Raw genomic sequence first — 18,736 nt, 5'->3', positions numbered from 1 at the left:
TTACCCGGCTGTCCGTGTTACCTCTGTATGGTCGACGTTCAGTCCACGGTTCGTGCGGGAGTCTCGACGAACGAGGATCTGGTGTGGACCGGGGACAACGCGGCGATCGTGCTCGACGGCGCGACTGGACTCGGCGACCGGCAGGTCAGCGACGCCGAATCCGACGCGCAGTGGTACGTGAACGCGTTGTGCGAGGCGCTCCGCGACCGGATCGAGAGCGACGAGGAGCTGTCGGCAGTGGCTGCGAGCGCTGTCGAACGCGTCGCGGACGAGTACGCCGAGCTGTCGGGACCCGCAGCCGCCGAGAAACACGAGGTCCCGTCGGGAGCAGGAGCCGTCTGTCGGTGGGACGACGGGTCGCTCGAGTACCTCGTACTCGGCGACTGTAGCGTCGTCGTCGACCGCGACGATGGGGTCGACCCCGTGCTCGGTGAGGGGCCACGTGAACTCGACGCGCGCGTGGTCGACGAGATGGTCGCGATCCGCGAGCGCGCCGACGGATACGTGTCGTACAGTGACCTCCGCGAGCACGTGAAATCGCTCCTAGTGGAGCACAGGAAACAGATGAACGAACCCGGCGGCTACTGGACGTTCGGATTCGACCCCGAGGCCGTCGATCACGCCGAGACGGGATATGTCCCACGCGACGAACTCGAGTTCGTGCTCTCGTTCACGGACGGCTTCGAGCCGATTTACGACCCGTACGACGTCTTCGCGGAGTGGACCGACCTCGTCTCGTACGTGCGGTCGAACGGGATCGAGCGCGCGATCCGGGTGTTGCGGGCGTTCGAGGAGGCCGACCCGGAGTGCGAACGGTATCCTCGGTTGAAGCCGTCGGACGACGTCGGGGTGGCGACGGTCGACTTCACGAGGTGACTCCCGATGGGGCTCAGCGAGGAGACCGTCGCCCGAATCGAGGCGTTGAAAGACGGAGACGGCACCGACGACCTGATCGGGTTCCTGTGCGGTCTTCCCCCGGAGGCCGACCGTAACTGGGAACTCGCACTGACGCGCCTCATCGAACAGGCGCCTGGCCGGAGGGACGACCTCGGGACGATCGTGAAGATGGACGAGCGCGACATCGACTGTGAGGACGCGGAGTTCGTCAGGTTCTCGGCCTTTTTTGCTCGCTGTACCTACCATCGTCGACAGGGCAACGTCACCACGTTCGGTTCGCTCCTGCGCGATCACGAGGAGTTCAGCGAACGCGGGATGTACCCGCACCTCCAAGCCCTCCACGCGAAGAAAGGGAAGACGCTCCAGAGCTACGAGGCGGCGATCGAACACGGACGTGAAGCAGTCGAGCGGATCGGAGAAGATCACGCCGGCGTCGCTCACAGTCTCGCCGGAGGGATCGCCCGCGCGCTGGAAGACGAGAAGGCGGAACGGCTGGGCTACGATCCAGAGGCGCTGCTGGCGGAGGCCGAACGGTACGTCAAAAGCGCTATAGATCAGTCGGACTACCCGAAGTTCAAGATGACGCTCGGACGCATCCTCGCGCTCCAGGGCGACTACGACCGGGCGCTCGAACGGATCCACGAGGCCATCGACGGCGAAGACGACGCGAAGGACGACTACGCCCTCCGCGTTATCAACTACCGGATGTACGAGTCCCGGGTACGGCTCGGCAAGTACAGGGAACAAGTCGAGGCCGGACAGCGGGAGATCGAGAACCAGCAGGAAGCGTTCGAGGCGGAACTCGCCGAGGCGATCGAGGAGATACAGGGGGTCCGCGACGAGTCGAAGGAGCGGCTGGAACGGCTGCAGGCGCAGACGCTCCAGTTCCTCGGCTTCTTCAGCACGCTGCTGGCGGTCGTCATCGCGACGATTACCATCGCGGTCCAGTTCACGCTCGTCGAGGCGGCGTCGCTCATCGTCGTGCTGACCGGGGGACTGTTCACCGCCTTCGGTGGATTCACCATCATGCTCCCGATCGAGGACGCCCGAGAGAAGTCGACGCGGCTGGCGCTCCTCGGGATCGGACTGCTGCTGGTCGGGTTCGCCATGGTCGCGGTCGTGCGACTGCTGCTCTGAGCGCCGGATGAGGGGGCATCGGCGAATCGGATCGCTTACCGGTACCCGGTTTCGGCGAGCACCCGATCGAGATACGACGCACTGTGCTCGATGTACGCCATGTTCGGGGTGTTGACCTCGAGCGACGCCGTCCCGTCCCACCCCGCAGGCAACGCGTCGAACAGACCGACGAAGTCGATCGTGCCGGAGCCGACCGGCAGATGTTCGTCCGCCGGTCGTCTGGTGTCGTTCAGGTGAACGTGAGCGATTCGGTCGGCGTGCGTGGCGCAGAACTCGCTCAGCTCCCGATCGTCGAACCCGTCGATCCGGGCGTGACCGGTGTCGAACGTCATCGACAGCGCCGTCTCCGCGAGCAGGTCCGGAAAGTCGCTCGTGGGGACGACGCCGCCCGGGACGTTCTCGACCGTGAGCGCCGCGTCTAGCCCGGCGTCGGTGGCGGCCCCCGCGAGGTCGGTCAGTGAGGTAACGACGCGTTCTCGCAGGAACGCGGTGTCGTGCGCTTTCCGCCACGCGAGCGAGGTCGGGTGGACGACGACCGTCTCTGCGCCGGCAGCGTCGGCGACGGCGTGACACCTGTGGAGTTCCGAGACGACCGCCGACCGCACCTCCTCGGACGGCGCACTGAGGTCGAGTCCCTCGAACGGGAGGTGGACGACGAGCGAGAGCCCGTCCACGTCGACGGAGACCTCGCCGCGGACGACTCGTTCCAGCCAGTCTCGATCGGTCGGCCCGTCCAGCAGTATCTCGACGAAGTCGAGATCGGCCGATCGTGCAGTCCGGAGGTACTGTTCGAAGCTGACCTCGGGTTGCGTGACGACGCCGCGGTCGATGCTCATAGTCGGAGATACCCGCGCCGCGGTGAAAGCCTTGTCCGACTCCGCGCGACCGGTGGGACAGGCGACAGGTCGGGATCGATCGTCGGTTCGGAACGCCGAGAGCAGGTGGAGAGAGTGGACGGGTTCGACCGGAACACCGGAAGCCGGGCGTCATAGACCGACCGGGACGAGAGTCGGTCCGGAGCCGGTCGTGTTCGGCGGCCGCTGCACACGACTGACGGGGTCGAACTGGACTGCCGGACAGTGCCTCGGAGGGCGAGCACGCCAGCACGCGCTCGCCGGGTGGGACGGAGAGAAGCGCCGAGGGTGAGATTTGAACTCACGTGTCCGAATGGACAGTAGATTTCGAATCTACCGCCTTGGCCAGGCTAGGCTACCTCGGCTCACTCCTCAGTCGGCCGTGGGGTAAGTAATGGGTTTCGATTTCCGGAGGCCGTCGAGTCGTCGGAGGTCCTCGAGATCTCCTCGGGCGTCTACGACTCGACGACGAGGAACGTGCGTGCACCGCGCCGCTCGAAGGACAGTTCGACGGCGTCGATCGCCTGTGCGCGGACGTAGGCGTCGACCGTGTCGGCCGAGAGATCGGTGACGTCGATCCGTCTGCGCGTTCGGGGCTCACTGGTGGATGTCGGTGCGAGCATGGATACAGAGAGGCGACGACGTGGCTTGTAGCTCAGCCTAGCACGGTGAAAGTGAAAGTGCGACACTGCGCGGGTGTCCGAACGGTCGCGCTCGGTCGGACCGTTGGTGGTCGGAATCGGGTCACGACCGCGTGGAACGCCGAACACGACGACGTGACGGTTCGGGACAGCGTCCTCCACGTGTTCGCACCTCGTGACCGAGGACGCGTCGACCGGTCACCGCCGGAGCCACCACCACCCTCCACCGAGCACGACGAGGATCGCGACGACGCCCACCCCAAGCAGTACCGTATCCCCCGGCCCGCTCGCCTCGGTGACGGTCACCGGGATCACGTACGGCCCGTCGCGGATCCGGTCACCGTCGGGTTCGCGTGCGGTCACGGTTACGTCGACCGCCGTCGTGGTCGCCACGGCGTCCTCGGAGACCGTCACCTCGAAGACGACGAGTGCGGATTCGCCGGGGTCCAGCGCCTCGACGTACGCCGTCGAGGATTCGCTGGTGAACGGGGCGGTCGCGTTGATCCCCACCCGGACCTCGCGGAAGGTGACCGACTCGCGGTTCGTGATCCGGACCCGGAGGGGGTTGTCCGAGTCGACTTCGAACGTGGCGTTCACCGGCGTCAACGCGAACCGGTCCCGCTCGGGGGCAACCGCGACCGACCGTTCGAGCGGGTCGCTCCGTCGGAGCTGTCCCCGCTGGTTGCGGTACTCGACGGTCAGGTCGGCCTGGTGGGTCGTCGCCGCGGCGGCGTCGGAGACGTGGACGTCGAATGAGAACGACGCCTCGCCGCCGGGTTCGAGGTCGGAGAGCGCGATGCGCGTCGGCCGTGGGACGAGTTCGGACGACTCCGTCGACAGCACCACGACCGCGTTCCTGACGGGCGTCTCGCCCGTGTTGACGAGGGTCCCGGAAATCGTCCCGGTGCGTCCGACGCGGAGGTCGGCCCGGACGTCGTCGAGCGCGAACGACTGCTCCGGCACGGGTCGCACACCGAGCGCGAGCGGTCGCGACGTGCGCGTGACCCCGTCGGTGTCCTCGTACTCGACGGCCGCCCGGAACGCGAGCGACTCGGCGTCGATGTCCTCGTCGACGGCGACCGTGTAGGTGGCCGAGCGTTCCTCGCCGGGACGCCACTCCCCGACGTAGACGGCCGTCCGGCTCCCGATGGCCGACTCGCCGACGCCGGACGGTCGGTCGCCGCCGGGTCCGTTGCCACCGAGTCCGTCGGCACCGGTGATCCGCGCGTTCGCGGACGACGAGACGAGGGTGATCCGGGCGTCGCCGGCAGGCTCCGCCCCCACGTTCTCGAGGGTGACGGTCACGGTCCCCGTGTCGCCGACCTGCAGCGTCGACCGCGTCCCCGTGACCGCGAAGCGGGGTCGGGCGTCGACGCGGACGGTCACCTCGTCGGTGATCGTCCGTCGACCGTTGGCGTAGGAGACGTCGTCGCCGTCGTACGAGACCAGCCGCGTGTACGAGTACGTCACCGCGACGGGGATCTCGTACCGGCCCGGCGGCACCGACTCGGGGACCGTGACAGTCACCGCTGGAACGGACGTCTTCCCGGGCGGGACCTCCCCGACCGCGACCGTCTCCGATCGGACGTCGAACGGGAGGTCGCCGTCGTCGATCGTGATCGTCACGGCGCGTGCGGTCGTGACCCGGTTCTCGTACCGTTCGGGCCCCGTCTTGCGGAGGTCGGGATCGTTCAGGATCTCGAGCGCGAGCGACTGGTCGCCGCCGGCCGTGAGTTCCGGTGTCGACGTCGTGACCGACAGTCCGGGCCAGCCGAGGACCTGTCCCGACCCGGTGGTCTGGGCGGCGACAACTGGTGCGACGACGGGCGCGACGAGACTCGCGACGACGACGAGTGCGACGAGTGCGACGACGGGGTGCTCTCCGTTCATTGGCTGGGTGTGGTGTGAGAGGGGTGGGTGGTGGTGTTGCGGTAGACGTGGACTGTGCGACGGCGATCGGGCAGCGGAGGGGTGGCGTCGACGAACGCCATCAGACGTCCCTCCGCTGGAAGAGTGCCAGCGCGACGACGACGAGGACGCTCGCGACGAACAGGAGGCCGACCGCGCCGACGAGGTCGAGCGTCTGGTCGAGGAGTATCTCGGTCGGGTCGAAGTACCGCGTCGGGCTGACGGAACCCAGCCACTCGAAGTCGGTCCCGACCGTGACCGAGTCGAGCATGAACAGCAAGAACACGATCGCGATGCCGCTCCGCTGGGCGACCTCGCCGCGGTCGACGACGGCCGACAGCACGAGACCGATGCCCGCACAGGCCAGCAGGTACGGAATCGACAGCAGGTGGACCAAGAGGAGGTACCACGGGTCGATCACGTAGTCGATGGCCATCGACGCCCCGAAGACGAACACGGGCAGCACCGTGTTCAGCGTGACGAGGGGGACGACGAGCGACAGGAACTTCTCGACGACCAGCCGCGTCCGCGAGATGGGCGTCGCCAGTACCAGGTAGAGGCGACCGCTCTCGACGTCGTTCGCGATGAGTCCGCCGGCCGCGTAGGTGAAGTACAGGCCGAGGAGCAACACCCAGAGGAACTGGTACACTTCCGCCGAGAGGAACCCCTCGATGCTCGCGTACGATTCGGCACCGAACCCCTCGCGGAACGCCTGCGGGAGGCTCTCGACGAGTGCGTCGATTTCGGCGGTCGACTCGGCGAACGAGGGGTAGATGGAGATGACGAGTCCGACGAACGCCGACAGCAGGACGGTGAGCGCGAGCGTCCCCTTGACGCGCCGACGCGACTCGTACCGCGTCGTCTCAAACATCGGCGTGCTCCTCGCCGTCGTCGGCCTGCTGGTCGTCGTTGCTGACCCGCTCGTCGTCGCTGGCTAGCCGGTCGTCGACGGTCGGTTCCGTCGCGGCGTCGGTCTCGGTCTCAGTCTCGGTCTCGGTTTCACCGTAGAAGTGCATGAACACCTCCTCGATGGGGGGCTCCTCGACGTCGATGTCGACGATGGTGTGCTCGCTCAGCGCGGTCACCAGCTCGGTGTAGTCGCCAGCGAAGGTGAACTGCGCCTCGCGGCCGACCCGCTCGAACGCGACGACGCCGTCGAGTGCCAGATCCGCCTCGTCGAGCGGTTCCGCGGTGTGCAGGTGGACGCGCTTCCCGCCGCGTTCGAGGAGTGTGTCGACGTCCTCGACGGTGACGAGCCGACCTTCGCGGATGACCCCGACGCGGTCGCAGATCCGCCGGACCTCGCCGAGGATGTGCGACGAGAAGAAGACGGTCTTACCTGCGTCTCGTTCCTCGCGGAGGAAGCTGTTGAACGCCGCCTGCTTGAGCGGGTCCAGCCCCGAGGTCGGCTCGTCCATGATGAGGAGATCGGGGTCGTGCATGAACGCCTGGACGATGCCGAGCATCTGCTTGTTCCCGGTCGAGTACTCCCGGATCCGTTTCTCCAGCGGGGGCGTGAACAGCTCGAGGAGTTCCTCGCGCCGGCTGTCGCCCTTCAGCGCGGCCTGGTAGTCGAGGAACTCCTCGCCCGTCGCCGTAGAGTCGAACGCGAGTTCGCCCGGGAGGTAGCCGATGCGCGCCTTCGCCTCGCGGAGCGCTCGCGGGTCGCAGACGTCGTGACCGAGGAGCGTCGCGGAACCCGCAGTGGGCGACTGGAACCCCAGAAGCGTCCGGATCGTCGTCGTCTTGCCGGCCCCGTTCGGCCCGAGGTAGCCGAACACCTCTCCCGTCTCGACGCTGAACGTGAGGTCGTCGTTGGCGACGAACCCGTCGTACGCCTTGGTCAATCCGGAGACGTCGATCGCGGTCATGCGTGTGGAGGGAGTCCGTCCGCGCGACGGTACGTCGGTTTCGGACGACCTGAGAAGGGACGCTTGACGTACATAATGGTGTCGGGGACAGGCCCCCCGTCGGGTGTCGTCGTCCGGGGTGCGTACAGGACGGCCAGCAGGGGCGGGATCGGGGCGTGAACGGGACAGGCGACGGGACCGACTCCGGGACGAGCGGGTGGACAACGATGGGACGGGTCGACGACTACTGCTCCGTGTCCGCACCGTCTGCCTCGTCGGTCTCACCGCATTCGTCTGTCTCGCCGCCTTCGTCGGCCTCGTCGACCGCCACGTCCAGCTCCCCGAGGTGGGAGGTGTCCGCGAGGAGGTCGGCCTCCCACCCCCACGGGTACTCGGTGAGTTTGGTGAGCCCGCAGACGGGCGTCTCAACGTCGGTTCGGCCCGTGAACCCGGCGACGACGCTCCCGACCGTGAGCCCGTGGCCGACGAAGAGTGTCGGGGAGGGGTCGTCTTTCGCCAGGCGACGGACCGCTCGGACCGTCCGTTCGGCGGCCTCCTCGGCGGATTCGGGGTAGTGCGGGCGACGCGTCGACGTGTGCAGCGGGTCGACGGTATCGAACCGCTCGGCGAGCGCCCGTGGCGTCAGCACGGACGGGGCGACGTCGAACCACGCCGCGTTGAGGTGTTCGGAGAGCCCGTGATCGACGAACACCGTTCGGTCGAGGTGTTCGGCGACGATGTGGGCGGTCTCGGCCGCCCGGAGGAACGGTGAGGTGTAGATGGTCTCGACGTCGCAGCCGCGGAGGCGTTCCCCGACGCGAGCGGCCTGCCGGCGTCCGGTCTCCGTCAGCGGCGGATCGTGCGGCCGGTCGGCCTGCTCGGTCCACCCAGGCTCGACCTCGTCTCGGCGCTCCCCGTGCCGGACGAGCCACAGGACGCGACTCATGCGCATACACAGGGGTGAGCCGTGTATGTATGTTGCGTCAGTGACAATATGTTGCGTCAGTGACAACCGGACCCCGTCGCGGAGACGTCGTTCGGGACGGGCCGGCGGTGCCGGCACGGAGGTCGTGATCGTGCCTCGGTGGTAGCGTCTGTATCGTCGGCGAGGGCGTGTGTGGCGTAGATCCCGAGGACGTCCCGTACCCCTCACCCGACGCGGCGCTGATCGGAGACACCGCACGGCAGCGCCGACGGGACCCGGTTCGCCGAGCGGAGCAACGTCGACATCGAGCACTGTTTCTGGGGTCAGCTTTATCACTCGTTCCGCTGTTCCACGTCACAGATCGAAGTCCCCGCGACGGAGGTCACACCAATGGAGACCAGACAGTTCCTGTTCGTCTCGGCCGACGCCGCACTGATCACCGACCTCGCGTGGCAGATTCACAGCGAGGGCCACGACGTGAAGTATTACATCGAAGCCGAATCCGACAAAGAGATCGGCAATGGGTTCGTCCCGAAGGCCGACGACTGGCGCGCCGAAGTCGAGTGGTCCGATGTCGTCGTTTTCGACGACATCTGGGTCGGCTCAGACGTCGGCACTGGCGCGCTCGCCCAGGAACTCCGCGAGGAAGGAAAGGCCGTTGTCGGTGGCACCCCGAACGCCGATCGACTCGAGGAGGACCGTGGCTACGCGATGGAGATTCTCGAAGCACACGGTGTCGACACTATCGAGCATCACGTCTTCGAGGACTTCGACGCCGGCATCGAGTACGTCCGAGAGAACCCCGCACCGTACGTGATCAAACCACTCGGGGAGGTCCAGAACGTCAAGCGACTCCTCTACGTCGGGAACGAGGACGACGGCAGCGACGTCGTCGACGTCCTTCGTGCCTACAAGAAAGCGTGGGGGCACCGCATGAAGGGCTTCCAGCTCCAGCGGAAGGTCGAGGGCGTGGAGATCGCTATTTGTGGGTTCTTCAACGGGAAGGAGTTCATCGACCAGGTCAATTTCAATTTCGAGCACAAGAAACTGTTCCCAGGAAACATTGGGCCGTCGACGGGCGAGATGGGGACGTCGATGTTCTGGGGTGGGCGGAACAAACTGTTCGAGGAGACGCTCGGCAAGCTCGAGGGGTGGCTCGCTGCGGAAGGCTACGTCGGGAGTATCGACATCAACTGTATCGTCAACGACACCGGCATCTACCCGCTGGAGTTCACCCCGCGCTTCGGCTACCCGACCATCGCACTGCAAGAGGAGTCGTTCGAATCCGCAACCGGACAGTTCTTTTACGATCTCGCACACGGGAATGATCCCGAATTAGAGGTCCACAACGGCTACCAGATCGCGGTTCGCGTCGTGCTGCCACCGTTCCCGTTCGACGACGAGAAGACGTACGACGAGAACTCTCGAAACGCCGCGATCGTCTTCCAGACCGAGAGCCGTGACGGAATTCATCTAGAGGACACGAAGAAGATCGATGGACAGTGGCGGGTCGCTGGCGAAAGTGGCATGCCGCTCGTTGTGACTGGCAAAGGAGAGACGATGCAGAACGCCCGCGAACGGGCCTACGAGCGCGTGGACGATATCGTCATCCCGAACCTCTACTACCGCGACGACATCGGTGAACGCTGGATCGGCGGAGACGGTGACCGGCTTCAGGCGTGGGGCTATCTCGGACCGGACGACGAGGAACGCTGGAATCCGAACGCGTGAACCCGTCGAGGGCGTCGGTCTCCGACGTCGGTAGATAATAGTACTTGTACCGCTGTGCGGGAGCACGAGCGAAGAAGTGGTTCTCTCGTCCCACTCGCCAATCAAAACCTGTAACGAGACCCCACTCTACCGTTCTTACAGGAGCGTGGGCTATAGTTTGCTATTCGAAGCGTGTCCCAACTAAGATACTAAAAGGCTTCAGAGACACTCACGACCCGCTAGGGACCGCTTTGTGGCCGACGGTGACCGACAACTACACACTGGTTGATAAATCTAACGTAATGTGTACATTTCGACTCGATTGATAGGGCATCGTGCCGCCGGCAGCGAAGCGCGAAGTGCCCGGTGAGCACGGAGCCGGCCGTGCATCACCAATGACGGACTGGCGTTCGTCTGGCTCGAGCCCCGTGTCTACGGGAGATCCGCGTCGGTCCGGACGCCTAGCGCCGCCCCGTCGCACGGCTCGAAGTCCTCTCGGGCGGTGTCGACGGCGTACTACCGACGTACCGCTCGCAGTGCATCCATGACGCGGTCGACCTTCTCGACCTCCGCGTTGTATCCCATGTGACCCACCCGGAGGACGTCGCCCGCGAGGTCGCCGAGTCCCGTTGCGAGGACGACGTCGTGTTCCGCGGCGAGTTCACGCTGGAGACGCTCGGCCTCGCCCGGCAGGTGGAAGGCCGTCACCGTCGGCGCGCTCAGTTCGGCCTCGGTGTAGACGTCGAGGTCGAGGTCGGCACCACGGTCGCGACAGTGCGCGGCGGCCGTCTCGTGGCGTTCGTAGACGGCGTCGAGTCCCTCCTCGAACAGCATCGAGAGCGACTCGTCCAGCGCGGCGACGTTGGCGACGAGGTGCGTGTAGGGGAACCCCTCGTCGGTCTCGCGCCACGGGAGGAGGTTCGTGTAGAGCGACGGTGGATCGCGTCGCTCGACGACGTCCCACGCGCGGTCGCTGACGGCGACAGTCGTCAGTCCGGGTGGGGAGCTGAACGCCTTCTGGGACGCCCCGAGGGTGATGTCGACGTGGTCGCTCGGAACCGGCGTCCCCCCGAGCGAGGAGACGGCGTCGACGATCGTCAGGACGTCGTGGTCGTCGAGCAGTTCGAGGACCGGCTCGACGTCGTTGAGCGCTCCCGTCGGAGTTTCACAGTGGACCATGGTCGCGACCTCGAACGTGGACTCCTCGAGCGTCGTCTCGACGGCTGCCAGATCGAGCGGGCCGTCGTAGTCGGCCGTGACGAGCGTCGGTCGCCCACCGTAGCTCTCGACGAAGTCGGCGAATCCGTCCCCGTAGAGTCCGTTCGAGACGCACAGCACCTCGTCACCGGGCGCGACCGTGGAGGCGATGGCCGCCTCCAGACCGAGGATCCCCTCGCCGCCCATGACGACGACGTCGTCGTCGGTGTCGTAGACGCGCTGGAGCTTCCCACAGACGTCGTCGTAGAGTTCGAAGAAGACCGGTTCCACGTCGGGGTTGGGCATCGGGTCGCTCAGCCGCTCGCGGACCCGTGGTGGAACCGCCGTCGGGCCGGGTGTCATCTGCATGGCGAACGATTCGACGGACGTGGCTTAGGTGTGCGGATCCGTCGCGCGGACACGGGGGCGGCTCGACACGAAGAGAGAAGAGAGAAGAGAGAAGAGAGAAGAGAGAAGAGAGAAGAGAGAAGAGAGAAGAGAGAAGAGTGGCCCACGACAAGGGGAAGGGTATGGGAAAGCTCTCACCCGCGGACCTCGACCGGTACGTCTTTTCGCGAACGGGTGCGCCCAACGACGACCTGCTCGTCGGTGCCGGCTACGGCGAGGACGCCGCCGCCGTGGCGACCGGCGACGGGACGATGGTCGTCAGTGCGGACCCCATCTCGCTGGCCGCCGACCGGATCGGCACGCTCGGCGTCGCGATCGCGAGCAACGACGTCGCGGCCTGCGGTGGTGTTCCCGAGTGGCTCGTGAGTACGATCTTCCTCACCAGCCCCGACGTGTCGCTCCTCGACGAGATCACCGCCCAGCTCGACGCCGAGGCACGACGGCTGGGGATCACCATCGTCGGCGGTCACACGGAGACGGTCACCGGACTCTCCCGGCCGCTCCTCTCGCTGACGTGCATGGGGTGGGCCAACCGGTACGTGCCGACTGGTGGGGCGAGAGCCGGAGACGCGGTGATCCTGACGAAAGGGGCCGGGATCGAGGCGACGGCCGTTCTCGCCACCGACTTCCGTGGGGACCTGGAGGCGGCGGCCGTCGACGACGCGACCATCGACCGTGCCGTGGACTACTTCGACCGGATCAGCGTCCTCCTGGAGTCGACGGTCCTCGCGCCGGTCGCGACCGCGATGCACGACCCCACGGAGGGAGGCGTGCTCAACGGAGTGGTCGAACTCGCCTGCGCCTCGGGGGTTCGCGTCGAACTGCGGGCCGAGGACGTCCCCGTCCGTCCCGAGACGCGGACGCTCTGTGACGCGATGGGCCTCGACCCGCTCCGGGTGCTCGGCTCCGGCGGCTTGCTCGCGGCAGTTCCCCCGGAACGGGTCGACGGGGTACTCGCCGAACTCGCGGCCGAAGGCGTGGACGCGACGGTCGTCGCGACGGTCGAAGAGGCGGCGACGGCGGACGAACAGGGAGTCGTCTACGACGGCACCCGGTACACGGATACCGTCCGTGAGGCCATGTACGACCTCTGGGACTGAGCAGTCGTTCGACCGGGGTCGGGCTCCTCGCGCCGGACGGGAGGACTGATACGTGGCAGCCGGTCGATCACGACGAGTTGCACGGCTCGAATCTAAATCGTTGGACTCGTGCGTACGGTCGACGTGACGTTCAAAAACGGCCCAGACCGAGAAGAGTATCTCGCTCGTCATGGCAACTGTAGTTACTTCTCCGAGTGTCCCACACAGAGTTAGAGTATTACGTCGGTTACGAGGTTCGAGTCGAGATAGAGGTGCAGACGTATCTGTCGGCCGTTCTGGCGGGTTCTACCGACGAACCGGACGACGAGCATCGACGAGTTACTTCAAGCTGTTCTATCGGCACGACCGGCAGCCGAAGAGGCCGGAGATCGGCTCGTCTGTCGACGGCGAGACTCACGGGGCGATCGACCCGAACAGGGATGGGCGTGGGTCGACAGTACCGACGTATGAGAGAACGTCAGAAGCACAAACTCGCGGACACCGCCCAGCAGATCGTCGGCGGGTTCCTGCTCTCCGGGCCGTTCGTCGTCACCGAGGAGGTGTGGCTGCTGGCACGCAACATGACCGTCTTCCACAGCCTGTTCCTCGTCGGGATCGTCACGACGATCGGGTACGGTGGACTGTACGGCGCCGACAACGACCGCGACCCCCGTCGAGAGGCGGCCGTGTTCGGCGTTCCGGTGCGGTTCATCTCGGTGTTGATCGTCGCGTTCGGATCCGTCACGATCCTCGCGTTCTCGATCACTGCGCCCGACCTGTTCCTCGCCGACCTCGCTCCCCGTGCTCGCCTGTCCGTCACGGCGCAGGCGATCAGCGTCGCTGCCCTCTTCAGCGTCGTCGGGGCGGTGACGACGGACAGTCTCTTCTAGGGCCACTCGGCGACGTCCGTTCTCGCGCAGACGCGGACGGATCGGCGGAAGCCGTTCGGCGTCCGTCGCCAGCGCCGGTGCCTCGGGCGTCGCGGCTCCTGCCCGGGGTCTCGCCGTCCGAGCGGACCGAGCAGCCGGGCGGTTTATGCCCGACCTCGAGAAACGTGTCAGTGTATGACTACCAAACGGTGCCGGAGCGACGGAGCGGGCAGGGGTGTGGAGTGAGATGAGAAACGCCAAGATCGTCTGCACGGTCGGCCCGGCGTCCGACTCGACGGAGAAACTGCAGGCACTCGCGGATGCAGGGATGTCGGTCGCACGGATGAACGCGAGCCACGGGTCGCCCGAACACCGTCGGACCGTGATCGACAGGGTCCGCGAGGTGGACGCGGCGAGCGATCACGCCGTCGCAGTCATGCACGACCTGCCCGGGCCGGAAGTGCGGACGGCCCCGCTGGACGAACCCATCGTGCTCGAACCCGGATCGACGGTCCGGTTCGTCGAGGGGGTGGAGGCCACCCCCGAGGAGATCGGCGTCTCGCACGGCATCGCTGCGGTCGAACACGGCGACAGGGTCCTGCTCGACGACGGCCGCATCGAGACGACGGTCGAATCGATCGAGGGAAGCGTAGTCACGGCCACGGTCGAAAACGGCGGGACGCTCGGGGGGCGGAAGGGCGTGAACGTCCCCGGCGTCGAACTCGGACTGCCCACGGTCACGGAGAAGGACCGGCGCGAACTCGAAGTCGCCGCCGAGGAGGGCGTCGACCTCGTCGCCGCGAGCTTCGTCCGGGACGGCGAGTTCGTCCACGAGATCAGCCGGGCGCTGGCGGAACTGGGTGCCGACATCCCGGTCGTCGCGAAGATCGAACGCGACGTCGCGGTCGAGCACATCGACAGCATCATCGACGCCGCCTACGGCGTGATGGTCGCCCGCGGCGATCTCGGCGTCGAGATGCCCCTCGAGGACGTGCCGATGATCCAGAAACGGATCATCCGCAAGTGCCACCACGCGGGAGTGCCGGTCATCACGGCGACCGAGATGCTCGATTCGATGGTCGCCGCCCGCCGGCCGACGCGCGCGGAAGCCTCGGACGTGGCCAACGCGGTCCTCGACGGGACGGACGCCGTGATGCTCTCGGGGGAGACGGCCATGGGCGACCACCCGGTGCGGGTCGTCGAGACGATGGACCGCATCGTCCGCCAGGTGGAGCGCTCGGCCGAGTACGACGAGCACCGCGAACAGCGCGTGCCGGACGCCGACGAGACGGAGGCCGACGCGCTGGCACGCGCGGCCAGATACCTCGCGCGAGACATCGACGCCACGGCCGTCGTCGCGGCGAGCGAATCCGGCTACACGGCGCTGAAGGCCGCGAAGTTCCGACCCCCGATCCCGGTCGTCGCCTCGACGCCGAACGACGACGTCCGCCGTCGGCTGGCGCTCTCGTGGGGGACGGTGTCGGAGCTCGCACCCTACACGACCGAGGGTGCCGACGCAGTGATCGACAACGCCGTCCAGTCGGCGCTGGATACGGGTGTGGCCGAGAGCGGTGACACGGTCGTCGTGCTGTCGGGGATGATGACCGAACTCGAGGGCGCGAACACCTCCAACGTGCTCAAGATTCACGTCGCCTCGGAGACGATCGGATCGGGTCGGTCGGTCGTGAGCGGGCTCGTCTCGGGCGAGTTCCACTGGACCGAAGACGGCGACCTGTCGAGCGTGCCAGAGGGGGCGATTCTCGGCGTGCCGGCCGGGTTCGACGGGGAGTTCGCCGGGGACGTCGAGAAACTCGCCGGGATCATCGACAGTCACCAGGGTCTGACGGGGTACGCCACGATGGTCGCACGCGAACTCCGCATCCCGATGATCGCTGGCGCGAAGCTGTCGGACGAGACGGTCGACGGCGACGTCGTGACGCTCGACGCCGACCGCGGCATCGTCTACGACGACGTGACCCATGAGCGGAGACACGGCGGCGAGTAAGACAGTCGACACCGGACGGCTCACGCAGCGGCCCCTCGCCCGCCAGTAGAGTATTACGTCAGCCGTCCAAACGGAGGTGTATGTCCGTCGAAACAGACGTACTCGTCGCCGGTGGCGGTGCGACCGGGGCTGGCATCGCTCGTGACCTCGCGCTGCGTGGCGTCGACGTGGTCCTGGTCGAACGCGGCGGACTGGCCAGCGGCACCACGGGTCGGTCTCACGGGTTGCTCCACAGTGGCGCCCGCTACGCCGAGGCCGACGAGCGTGGCGCCGAGGAGTGTCTCGCGGAGAACGAGATTCTCCGAGACATCGCAGGCGCCTGCATCCGCGACACGGGCGGTCTGTTCGTCCAGCTCGCCGAGGACGACCCGGACTACTTCGAGGCCAAACGGGACGCGTGCGCGGAGATCGGGATTCCGACCGAGACGCTCGCCCCCGACGAGGCACGCGAGGTGGTCCCGGGGCTCGCACCGGAGACCGAGCGGGTGATGGAGGTCCCGGACGCGGTCATCTACCCGTCGCGGCTCGTCGCCGCGAACGCCGCCGCCGCTCGCGACCAAGGCGCGACGGTACACCCCCACGCGCCCGTCGAGGACATCGTCGTCGAGGACAGGCAGGTGACGGGCGTGCGGCTCGGCGGGGCGGTCGACGAGCGGATCGACGCCGACTACCTCGTCAACGCGACGGGCGCCTGGGCGGGCAAGGTCGCCGCGATGGCCGGCCTCGACGTCCAGATGAAGCCGACACGGGGCGTGATGGTCTCGATGGACTACGACGAACTCGGCCCGGTGCTCAACCGCTGCCGGGACCCCGACGACGGGGACATCGTCGTGCCACACGAGGACGAGGCGGTCGTCGGGACGACGAGCGTCCCCGTCCGCGACCCGGACGAGTACGAGACCGAGGAGTGGGAAGTCGAGAAGAGCATCGACGAGTGTGCGGAGATGCTCCCACCCATCGCGGACGCATCGGCGGTCCGGACGTGGTGGGGCGTCCGGCCGCTGTACGCCCCCGACGAGGACGCGCGCGGCGGACGGGGGATCTCGCGCGGGTTCTTCCTGCTCGACCACGCCGACGACGGAATCGACAATATGGCGAGCATCGTCGGCGGCAAACTGACCACCTACCGACAGATGGCCGAGGCGGTGGCCGACCTCGTCTGCGACGACCTGGGCGTCGACACCGACTGCGTGACCGCCGAACGACGGATGCCGGCGGTCGACGACCCCGATGAACTGGACGCACTCGTGGCCGAGTTCGACGGACAGGGACCGACCGACGAGGACGTCGTCGTCGCGGAGTGAACCAGGTCACAACGAGGCAGCGTCTGGAGTCCGGTGGGGAGAGCCGTGCTCGTAAGAGTGGATCCGTGGGGACGACGAGACGTCACGGCCGGCCGTGAGCGCGTCCAGACCGGTGTTGCCACAGGCCGTCCGATCCCCGGCGGGAACACGTCTCCCGTGTGCGACGAGCGGTCGCCGTCCCGGCTCTCACGGGACGAGCTGGACGTCGACGTGGGCTTCGACTGTCCGGGCAGCTTTCGGACGCCCGAGGACACGAGCCAGTATCCGGAGACCGATGCCGACGAGGTGTTAATCTCCGCGTCCCCGACGGGGGACGGGCGGTTCCACAGTTCGACTACGGTGTCGACCACCACGAATACGACGGCGAGGACATCGTCTCGAACACCTCCCGGACGACGAACTCCATCGCGTCGATAGCGACAGTGCTCGACGACGAGTTCGGCATCGAGGCGGACCCGCTGACGACCACATCCGACACCGGATCGCGGTCGTTGATCGACAGCCAGTGAGAACAGGACAACGAACTGATCCAGGAGAGGCGCGACGAACGGGCGACGACGATGCCGAGCGGCTGGTATCAAATGGGAGGTTGCGGCGGGGACGTCGAGACGGAATAAATTTTCTGACGATAGATCATGAAGGATACGGCATCGTTACTTATACACGTATGAGTATATTTTGTCATGACAACTTGAAATTGTATAGAATGCATGGACACCGCGGCGAAGACGGGCCGGTTCACACGTGTACGGAAACGTGTCATCCGGCAGTTAGTACGTAGTTGCTACGGTACCGTCGCGTTACGGACCTACGATTGTAATCGTATACCTATCACCCGTATGATCGTTGAGGTCTGCACGAAGAGTATTTACAACAATGATACTGAAAATTCTGGCGTCCCCTGACAGTCGGACCGGCCGCCTCACGGGGAGAGACCCGGAAGCGTGACGGGACCGAGTGAGTCCAGAGATTCGTGACGTTTCGTCACGAGACCGTGGCACGGAGTGACCACCTCGTCGCGCTCGGTTCCACGAGGAGCTTCGACCGCATCGAGGAGGAGCCAGCGGACGTCGGCGGTGCGGGGCTGTCCGACAGCCAGATCGGGATCGAAATTCGCGGCGGTCCGCGACGACCGCGACGCCGACGTCGACAGTTCACTCGTCGAGGGGATCGACGACGTCTTGCCCGACGACGATCCGGACCGGGTCCTCGACTCACGGTAGAGCAGCGACGCGTGACGCGGCCGATTATTTGCAGCAGCTACCCCTCAGCATTCATAAACGATAGTTATCCCCGGGGGTGTGCAATCGGATGCCGAATGAAATCGATCGACAAACTCATCGAACGGGCGGGTGAACTCACGCGACACGGGCTCTCACAGGGGGAGATCGCCGACGAACTGAACGTCTCGCGGGAGACGGCGAGCTGGCTCGTCAACCAGAGCGATCCGGGGGCCACCCCGGAACCGGCCACGGCCAGTCCGAGCGACGTCCACGTCGACTGGAGCGCGATCGGCCGCGACGGTCACCGACTGAGTCTCCTCGGCGCGATCATGGCGGATCTGCTCGCCCACGAGGGGGAGGACGTCGACCTCACGGTCGGGATCGGCAAATCCGGCGCGCCGCTGGCGACGGTGATCAGCCAGGAGCTCGACACCGACCTCAGCGTCTACATGCCCAGCAAGTACCAGTGGAACGAGGACGAGCGTGAGGTCGAAACGGGATCGTTCTCCCAGAACTTCGCGACGATCCGGGACCGCGACTGCTACATCGTCGACGACAACATCGACACCGGACAGACGATGACCGAGACCATCGAGCGACTCCGCGAGAGCGGCGGCACCCCACGGGCCTGCGTCGTGCTGACGGACAAACTCGGGCAGAGCGAGATCGAGGGCGTCCCGGTGTACTCGCTCATCAAGATGGTCCGGATGGGCGAGGAGTGAACTGGCC

General features: G+C 66.5%; 15 protein-coding genes and 1 tRNA gene. 8 read left to right on the top strand and 8 right to left on the bottom strand.

The window, feature by feature from the left end:
- Positions 1-27 precede the first annotated feature (27 nt).
- Both FZP69_RS04995 and FZP69_RS04990 read left to right on the top strand, forming a co-directional pair.
- On the top strand, positions 28-876 hold the full coding sequence (locus FZP69_RS04995; protein ID WP_152040247.1) for a protein phosphatase 2C domain-containing protein: 849 nt from the start codon (positions 28-30) through the stop codon (positions 874-876).
- 6 nt (positions 877-882) lie between these two features.
- On the top strand, positions 883-2,034 hold the full coding sequence (locus tag FZP69_RS04990) for a hypothetical protein (protein WP_152040246.1): 1,152 nt from the start codon (positions 883-885) through the stop codon (positions 2,032-2,034).
- 35 nt (positions 2,035-2,069) lie between these two features.
- On the opposite strand, the gene FZP69_RS04985 is transcribed toward FZP69_RS04990, so the two are convergent.
- The 7 genes from FZP69_RS04985 to FZP69_RS04960 all read right to left on the bottom strand — a co-directional run bounded on the left by FZP69_RS04985 (position 2,070) and on the right by FZP69_RS04960 (position 8,233).
- Positions 2,070-2,870, bottom strand: coding sequence for a sugar phosphate isomerase/epimerase family protein (locus tag FZP69_RS04985; RefSeq protein WP_152040245.1), 801 nt, complete (start codon positions 2,868-2,870; stop codon positions 2,070-2,072).
- A 298-nt stretch (positions 2,871-3,168) separates the two neighbouring features.
- Positions 3,169-3,253: transfer RNA gene (locus FZP69_RS04980), tRNA-Ser, on the bottom strand.
- A gap of 90 nt (positions 3,254-3,343) precedes the next feature.
- Positions 3,344-3,511, bottom strand: coding sequence for a hypothetical protein (locus tag FZP69_RS22375; RefSeq protein WP_192918471.1), 168 nt, complete (start codon positions 3,509-3,511; stop codon positions 3,344-3,346).
- A gap of 216 nt (positions 3,512-3,727) precedes the next feature.
- A complete protein-coding gene (locus FZP69_RS04975) occupies positions 3,728-5,419 on the bottom strand; it encodes a COG1361 S-layer family protein (protein ID WP_152040244.1) in 1,692 nt (563 codons plus the stop codon).
- 100 nt (positions 5,420-5,519) lie between these two features.
- Positions 5,520-6,308 carry an ABC transporter permease gene (locus FZP69_RS04970; RefSeq protein WP_152040243.1) on the bottom strand — a complete coding sequence of 263 codons (789 nt, stop codon included), beginning with the start codon at positions 6,306-6,308 and terminating at the stop codon, positions 5,520-5,522.
- Positions 6,301-7,308, bottom strand: coding sequence for an ABC transporter ATP-binding protein (locus FZP69_RS04965; protein WP_152040242.1), 1,008 nt, complete (start codon positions 7,306-7,308; stop codon positions 6,301-6,303). The genes FZP69_RS04970 and FZP69_RS04965 overlap by 8 nt, the downstream gene beginning before the upstream one ends.
- A gap of 223 nt (positions 7,309-7,531) precedes the next feature.
- On the bottom strand, positions 7,532-8,233 hold the full coding sequence (locus FZP69_RS04960; protein ID WP_192918470.1) for a histidine phosphatase family protein: 702 nt from the start codon (positions 8,231-8,233) through the stop codon (positions 7,532-7,534).
- Positions 8,234-8,602: 369 nt separating this feature from the next.
- On the opposite strand from FZP69_RS04960, the gene FZP69_RS04955 reads away from it, so the two are divergent.
- On the top strand, positions 8,603-9,943 hold the full coding sequence (locus FZP69_RS04955; RefSeq protein WP_152040240.1) for a phosphoribosylglycinamide synthetase C domain-containing protein: 1,341 nt from the start codon (positions 8,603-8,605) through the stop codon (positions 9,941-9,943).
- A gap of 495 nt (positions 9,944-10,438) precedes the next feature.
- On the opposite strand, the gene FZP69_RS04950 is transcribed toward FZP69_RS04955, so the two are convergent.
- Positions 10,439-11,488 carry a pyridoxal-phosphate-dependent aminotransferase family protein gene (locus FZP69_RS04950; protein ID WP_152040239.1) on the bottom strand — a complete coding sequence of 350 codons (1,050 nt, stop codon included), beginning with the start codon at positions 11,486-11,488 and terminating at the stop codon, positions 10,439-10,441.
- Between the two features lie 161 nt (positions 11,489-11,649).
- Here FZP69_RS04950 and FZP69_RS04945 point away from each other — a divergent pair, with 161 nt between their 5' ends.
- The 5 genes from FZP69_RS04945 to gfcR all read left to right on the top strand — a co-directional run bounded on the left by FZP69_RS04945 (position 11,650) and on the right by gfcR (position 18,729).
- Positions 11,650-12,627, top strand: a complete 978-nt coding sequence (locus FZP69_RS04945; RefSeq protein ID WP_152040238.1) for an AIR synthase family protein — start codon at positions 11,650-11,652, stop codon at positions 12,625-12,627.
- Positions 12,628-12,821: 194 nt separating this feature from the next.
- Positions 12,822-13,496, top strand: a complete 675-nt coding sequence (locus FZP69_RS23365; protein WP_394350144.1) for a DUF2391 family protein — start codon at positions 12,822-12,824, stop codon at positions 13,494-13,496.
- A gap of 226 nt (positions 13,497-13,722) precedes the next feature.
- The gene (pyk, locus tag FZP69_RS04935; protein ID WP_152040236.1) at positions 13,723-15,480 is read left to right on the top strand and encodes a pyruvate kinase; all 1,758 of its coding nucleotides are present in this window, start codon (positions 13,723-13,725) and stop codon (positions 15,478-15,480) included.
- Positions 15,481-15,560: 80 nt separating this feature from the next.
- The gene (locus tag FZP69_RS04930) at positions 15,561-16,784 is read left to right on the top strand and encodes an FAD-dependent oxidoreductase (protein WP_152040235.1); all 1,224 of its coding nucleotides are present in this window, start codon (positions 15,561-15,563) and stop codon (positions 16,782-16,784) included.
- Positions 16,785-18,102: 1,318 nt separating this feature from the next.
- Positions 18,103-18,729, top strand: coding sequence for a transcriptional regulator GfcR (gene gfcR, locus FZP69_RS04925; protein WP_152040234.1), 627 nt, complete (start codon positions 18,103-18,105; stop codon positions 18,727-18,729).
- Positions 18,730-18,736: the final 7 nt, after the last annotated feature.

Origin of the sequence: Salinigranum salinum, from assembly GCF_009176545.1 — an archaeon.
Classification (GTDB): Archaea; Halobacteriota; Halobacteria; order Halobacteriales; family Haloferacaceae; genus Salinigranum; species Salinigranum salinum.
This window is presented reverse-complemented; position numbering and strand designations above follow the sequence as displayed.

Excerpts from the sequence above, each read along its gene's own strand:
- FZP69_RS04965 (WP_152040242.1), bottom strand. The coding sequence starts at position 7,308 with ATGACCGCGATCGACGTCTCCGGATTGACCAAGGCGTACGACGGGTTC.
- FZP69_RS04985 (WP_152040245.1), bottom strand. The coding sequence starts at position 2,870 with ATGAGCATCGACCGCGGCGTCGTCACGCAACCCGAGGTCAGCTTCGAA.
- FZP69_RS04950 (WP_152040239.1), bottom strand. The coding sequence starts at position 11,488 with ATGCAGATGACACCCGGCCCGACGGCGGTTCCACCACGGGTCCGCGAG.
- FZP69_RS04990 (WP_152040246.1), top strand. The coding sequence starts at position 883 with ATGGGGCTCAGCGAGGAGACCGTCGCCCGAATCGAGGCGTTGAAAGAC.
- FZP69_RS04970 (WP_152040243.1), bottom strand. The coding sequence starts at position 6,308 with ATGTTTGAGACGACGCGGTACGAGTCGCGTCGGCGCGTCAAGGGGACG.
- FZP69_RS04945 (WP_152040238.1), top strand. The coding sequence starts at position 11,650 with ATGGGAAAGCTCTCACCCGCGGACCTCGACCGGTACGTCTTTTCGCGA.
- FZP69_RS04955 (WP_152040240.1), top strand. The coding sequence starts at position 8,603 with ATGGAGACCAGACAGTTCCTGTTCGTCTCGGCCGACGCCGCACTGATC.
- pyk (WP_152040236.1), top strand. The coding sequence starts at position 13,723 with ATGAGAAACGCCAAGATCGTCTGCACGGTCGGCCCGGCGTCCGACTCG.
- FZP69_RS04930 (WP_152040235.1), top strand. The coding sequence starts at position 15,561 with ATGTCCGTCGAAACAGACGTACTCGTCGCCGGTGGCGGTGCGACCGGG.
- gfcR (WP_152040234.1), top strand. The coding sequence starts at position 18,103 with ATGAAATCGATCGACAAACTCATCGAACGGGCGGGTGAACTCACGCGA.
- FZP69_RS22375 (WP_192918471.1), bottom strand. The coding sequence starts at position 3,511 with ATGCTCGCACCGACATCCACCAGTGAGCCCCGAACGCGCAGACGGATC.
- FZP69_RS04995 (WP_152040247.1), top strand. The coding sequence starts at position 28 with ATGGTCGACGTTCAGTCCACGGTTCGTGCGGGAGTCTCGACGAACGAG.
- FZP69_RS04960 (WP_192918470.1), bottom strand. The coding sequence starts at position 8,233 with ATGAGTCGCGTCCTGTGGCTCGTCCGGCACGGGGAGCGCCGAGACGAG.
- FZP69_RS04975 (WP_152040244.1), bottom strand. The coding sequence starts at position 5,419 with ATGAACGGAGAGCACCCCGTCGTCGCACTCGTCGCACTCGTCGTCGTC.